General features: G+C 62.1%; 6 protein-coding genes and 1 pseudogene. 1 reads left to right on the top strand and 6 read right to left on the bottom strand.

Annotated elements, in window-relative coordinates:
- A pseudogene (locus AAFM29_RS16595) lies at positions 1-291 on the top strand (epoxide hydrolase); the annotation flags it as partial.
- Here AAFM29_RS16595 and AAFM29_RS16590 read toward each other — a convergent pair.
- From AAFM29_RS16590 to AAFM29_RS16565, 6 genes are all read right to left on the bottom strand, one after another.
- A complete protein-coding gene (locus AAFM29_RS16590) occupies positions 288-1,436 on the bottom strand; it encodes an alpha-hydroxy acid oxidase (RefSeq protein ID WP_341713862.1) in 1,149 nt (382 codons plus the stop codon). The pseudogene AAFM29_RS16595 and the gene AAFM29_RS16590 overlap by 4 nt on opposite strands.
- Complete coding sequence (locus AAFM29_RS16585; RefSeq protein WP_341713861.1) at positions 1,433-2,056, bottom strand: DUF6151 family protein; 624 nt, start codon at positions 2,054-2,056, stop codon at positions 1,433-1,435. The genes AAFM29_RS16590 and AAFM29_RS16585 overlap by 4 nt, the downstream gene beginning before the upstream one ends.
- A gap of 16 nt (positions 2,057-2,072) precedes the next feature.
- Positions 2,073-3,107, bottom strand: coding sequence for a ketol-acid reductoisomerase (gene ilvC, locus AAFM29_RS16580; protein ID WP_341713860.1), 1,035 nt, complete (start codon positions 3,105-3,107; stop codon positions 2,073-2,075).
- Positions 3,108-3,132: 25 nt separating this feature from the next.
- Entirely contained in the window at positions 3,133-3,648 is a 516-nt protein-coding gene (gene ilvN / locus AAFM29_RS16575; RefSeq protein WP_341713859.1) for an acetolactate synthase small subunit, read from the bottom strand.
- Positions 3,645-3,944: a hypothetical protein gene (locus tag AAFM29_RS16570; protein WP_341713858.1), complete on the bottom strand. Its 300-nt coding sequence runs from the start codon at positions 3,942-3,944 to the stop codon at positions 3,645-3,647. The genes ilvN and AAFM29_RS16570 overlap by 4 nt, the downstream gene beginning before the upstream one ends.
- Positions 3,944-4,976 (bottom strand): thiamine pyrophosphate-dependent enzyme (locus AAFM29_RS16565; protein WP_341713857.1); only part of this gene is annotated, 1,033 nt, incomplete at its 5' end. The genes AAFM29_RS16570 and AAFM29_RS16565, both read right to left, overlap by 1 nt.

The following is a 4,976-nucleotide window of genomic DNA, read 5'->3' as shown; positions in this document are numbered from 1 at the left end:
GACCAGGTGCTCGACGACATCATGCTCTACTGGCTGCCCGGCACCGGCGCTTCGGCGGCGCGGCTCTATTGGGAAAGCTTCGCCAATTTCGGCGTTGGGTCGGTGGCAATTCCTTCAGGCGCCAGCGCCTTTCCGCGGGAAATCCTGCCGACGCCACGCGAATGGGCAGAGCGGACCCTGACCAACCTCGTCTATTGGGGCGAGGTAGAGAAGGGCGGGCACTTCGCCGCATGGGAACAGCCCGATCTGTTCGTGAAGGAACTGCGCGCCTGTTTCGCCAAGATGGTCTAGCGCCAGCGCAGACGATTGGGCGTCAGCTGATCCACCGACGTCACACCCATCAGGCGCATCGCGCGTTCGATCTCTTCCTTGAGTATGTTGACCGCGCGTTCGACCCCCGGTTGCCCGGCCGCGGCGAGTGCGTAGAGGTAGAGCCGACCGCCTGAGGCAGCCGTGGCTCCTGCAGCAAGACTCTTGAGGACATGCGTCCCGCGCCGAACGCCGCCATCGAGGATGACTTCGATCTCGCCGCCAACCTCGTCGACGATTTCGCGCAATTGGTCGAACGGTGCGCGGCTGCCGTCCAACTGCCTGCCGCCATGGTTCGAGATCATGATCGCATCCGCCCCGATTTCGACCGCGCGGCGAGCATCAGTGGCGCTCATCACGCCTTTGAGCGCGAACTTGCCGCCCCAGTCCTGGCGGATGCGCGCGGCGGTATCCCAATCCATGTCCACGTCGAGCATGGTGTTGAAATAGTCCTGGATGCTGACGGCCTTGCCTGTGCCTTCCTGAACATGCCCGTCCAGGTTTGGCAGGCGGAATTTCGGCCCGAAGACATAATCCATCGTCCAGCGCGGGCGCGTGGCGTAGCTCCACAAAGCGCTGGCGGTGAAGCGGGGCGGGGTAGTGAAGCCCGAACGAAGGCAGCGTTCACGCTTGCCCGAAACGATAGTGTCGACCGTCAGCGCGATGGCGTCGAACTTGGCCGCCTGGCAGCGCTCGATCATGCTGGCGTTGAGGCCCTTGTCCTTATGGACGTAGAGCTGGAACAGCTTGGGACCGCTGGTGAGCGCTGCGATTTCCTCGATCGAATGCGTAGCAAGGCTGGAAATGCCGAACCATACGCCGAACTTCTCCGCCGCCCTGGCTACTGCGCGTTCGCCATCAAGATGGAAGGCGCGTTGCAGAGCCGTGGGGCTGAGCATCAGGGGCAGCGCACTCTTGCGGCCCAGGATGGTGCAGGATGTGTCGATTGTGCCCACGCCTGCGAGAACGTTTGGCACCAGGTCGACTTCGTCGAAGGCACTGGTGTTGCGCGCCTTGGTGATTTCGTCGTCTGCGGCCCCGTCGATGTAGTCGAACACCGGCCAGGGCAGTCGCCGCTTCGCGAGGCGGCGGAAGTCGTCGATGTTGTGGCAGTCGGTCAGCTTCATGCGCGCCCCAATGCTTGCTGCTCGGCTAATGTGAGGTGGCGAGGTTTGGCAATCGGCTCAAGTGTCTTCGCGTCAAACAGCGCGCTACGTCGCCGATCGCCGACGACCAGGTCTTTGAGCATCCGCCTGAAAAAACGCCACATCAGCCTTGCGAAGGAAAGTTCGCGCAGGCCGCTGGCGTCACCCGTAGCCTGTTGCGGGAAGACATGGCCGATCGGATCACCAAGCAGGATCTCGCGCTTGTCAGCATCGGTATTGGCAAGAAGGGTCGTTACGTAGGGGACCCGCCCATTCGCATAGGTGTTGAACAGCGGTGACTGGCAACAACTGGCATACCAGCGCAGTGTCTTGCCCTCGGTCATATGGAGGCTTGCCAGTTTATCTCGGCCCGATTGCAGTTTCACCCGTGCGCAGCGGGACTGATACAGATCGGTGCCGCCGAGATCGTCAAGGACGCGGGCTTCCTGGCCCAAATGTCGCACGAGATCGCGGCAGTCGACGCAGTGGCATACCACACGGTCGCCCTCCTGCGGATTCGCATGCTCGATGACGCCGGTTACCGAGCCACATTTGCAGGCGAAGGGTAATTCGTCGGACGCGCCCATGGCCTCTCTCTCCATGAGCGCGTCCTAACGGTCAGTTCTTGTCCTTGTCGACCAGCTTGTTGGCGCCGATCCAGGGCATCATGGCGCGCAGCTGGGCCCCGGTCTGCTCAATCGGGTGCGCAGCGGCGGCCTTGCGGCTTGCCTTGAGTTCGGGCTGGCCAGCCTGGTTGTCGAGCACGAAGTCCTTCACGAAGCGGCCCGACTGGATGTCCTTGAGGACGCGCTTCATCTCGGCCTTGGTCTCGTCGGTGATGATCCGCGGGCCGGTCTTGATGTCGCCGTATTCGGCGGTGTTCGAGATCGAATAGCGCATGTTGGCGATGCCGCCTTCATAGAGCAGGTCGACGATCAGCTTGGTTTCGTGGAGGCATTCGAAATAGGCCATTTCGGGTGCGTAGCCAGCCTCGACCAATGTCTCGAACCCAGCCTGGATGAGGTGGGTGATGCCACCGCAAAGCACGGCCTGTTCGCCGAATAGGTCGGTTTCGCACTCTTCCTTGAAATTGGTTTCGATAATGCCCGAGCGACCGCCGCCGACCGCGCTGGCATAGGAAAGGGCAAGCTGTTTGGCGAAGCCGTTGCCGCCCGACTGGTTGCTTTCCTGGTGGACCGCGATGAGGCACGGCACGCCGCCACCCTTGAGATATTCGCCGCGGACGGTGTGACCGGGACCCTTGGGTGCGATCATGATCACGTCGACGTCGGCCGGCGGATCGATCAGGCCGAAATGAATATTGAGGCCATGGGCGAAGGCGAGCGCGCTGCCGGGCTTCATCTTGCCTGCGACTTCATTGGCGTAGATCGCCGCCTGATGTTCGTCAGGCGCGAGGATCATCAGGACATCGGCCCATTCGGCCGCTTCCGCGACAGTCATGACCGTGAAGCCGGCGGCTTCCGCCTTGCGCGCGGTGGCCGAGCCGGGACGCAGGGCAATGGCGACTTCGCCCACGCCGCTGTCACGCAGGTTCTGGGCATGGGCGTGGCCCTGGCTGCCGTAGCCGACGATGGCGACCTTCTTGCCCTTGATCAGCTGCTGGTCGCAATCAGTATCGTAATAGACTTGCATTGTTTTCCTCACGTCAGGTGCGGCGTCAGTCGTTCCCGGCGCCGCGCATCATTCCCACGATCCCAGAGCGACCGACCTCGACCAGGCCGAGTTCACGCATCAGGGTGATGAAACTGTTGATCTTGTCCGGCGAGCCGGTGAGCTCGAAGACGAAGCTGCTGGTAGTGGTATCGACCACATTGGCGCGGAACAGTTCTGCGATCCGCAACGCCTCGACCCGGTTGTCGCCCTTACCGGCGACCTTTACCAGCGCCAGTTCACGCTCGACATGCGCGCCGCTTTCGGTGAGGTCGATGACCTTGTGCACCGGCACCAGCCGTTCGAGTTGAGCACGAATCTGGTCGATCACCGGCTCGGGGCCATTGGTGACGATGGTAATGCGGCTGATGGCGTGGTCTTCGGAAATATCGGCCACGGTCAGGCTGTCGATGTTGTAGCCGCGCGCGGTGAACAGCCCCGCGATCTTGGCGAGGATGCCCGCCTCATTATCGACGATGACGTTGAGGACGTGCCGTTCGCTGGCCTGCTGGGCGATCTTCATGCGCGCATATCCTGCCAAACGGGTTCGAACATCCGCCCTTCGCCGTCATATTCGGCCAAGAACACGCGGCCGAGCCGGACCGCCTCGAAATTGTCGGTCTGCCGGCCCAGGTCGAGCGTTTCGTCGAGAAGCGTCCAGGTGCCATCCTCGCGCTTCTCGGCCACTTCCATGCCGATGAAGCGACAGCCGCTGTCCTCCAGCCAGTCGAGCAGCTCGGCTGCATCGGTGCGGGTGAACCAGTGCCTGCGCTCTGCGCGCGCAGCGAACTGCTCGGGAATCCTTGCGTGCATACCCATCAAACCAGTGCTTTCGCTTCGTCGTCCATCGTGCCTTCGACACGGTCGCCATAGAGCAGCATGTCGGTGTGCGCCGCGCCGCTGGGGATCATCGGGAGGCAATTGGCTTCCTTGGCGACCATGCAATCGACGATGGCCGGGCCGTCATGTGCCAGCATGGCTTCGATCCCGGCATCGAGCTGGCTCTCATCCTCGATACGGATGCCCTTCCAGCCATAGGCTTCGGCCAGCTTCACGAAGTCCGGCAGGCTGTCCGAATAGCTGTTCGAATAGCGGCTCTCATAGGTCAGTTCCTGCCACTGGCGGACCATGCCCATATATTCGTTGTTGAGGATGAAGACCTTGACCGGCAGGCGGTACTGCGCCGCGGTGCCAAGTTCCTGGATGTTCATCAGGATCGAGGCCTCGCCGGCGATATCCACCACCAGCTTGCCGGGATGGCCGAGCTGCACGCCGAGCGCGGCCGGCAGGCCGTAGCCCATGGTGCCCAGACCGCCCGAGGTCATCCAGCGGTTCGGCTTGTTGAACTTGTAGAACTGGGCGGCCCACATCTGGTGCTGGCCCACTTCGGTGGTGATGAAGGTGTCCTGATCCTTGGTCAGCTCATACAGCCGCTCGATGGCGAGCTGCGGCTTGATGATCTTGGAATCCTTCTTGTACTTGAGGCTGTCGCGGGCGCGCCACTGATCGATCTGCTGCCACCACTTGTCGACGGCTTTTTGATTGGGCTTGTAACCGCCCTGCTTCCAGGCTGCGATCATCTGCTCCAGCACCTTGCAGGCATCGCCGACGATATTCAGGTCGCAGCGCACCGTCTTGTTGTGCGAGGACGGATCGATATCGACATGGATTTTCTTCGACCCGGGCGAGAAAGCCGCCAGACGGCCGGTGATGCGGTCGTCGAAACGCGCGCCGATATTGATCATCACGTCGCAATCATGCATCGCATGATTGGCTTCCCAGGTGCCGTGCATGCCCAGCATGCCGAGAAACTGCTTGTCGGTGGCGGGATAAGCGCCGAGGCCCATCAGC

It is taken from the genome of Erythrobacter sp., assembly GCF_038133525.1.
Classification (GTDB): Bacteria; Pseudomonadota; Alphaproteobacteria; order Sphingomonadales; family Sphingomonadaceae; genus Qipengyuania.
This window is presented reverse-complemented; position numbering and strand designations above follow the sequence as displayed.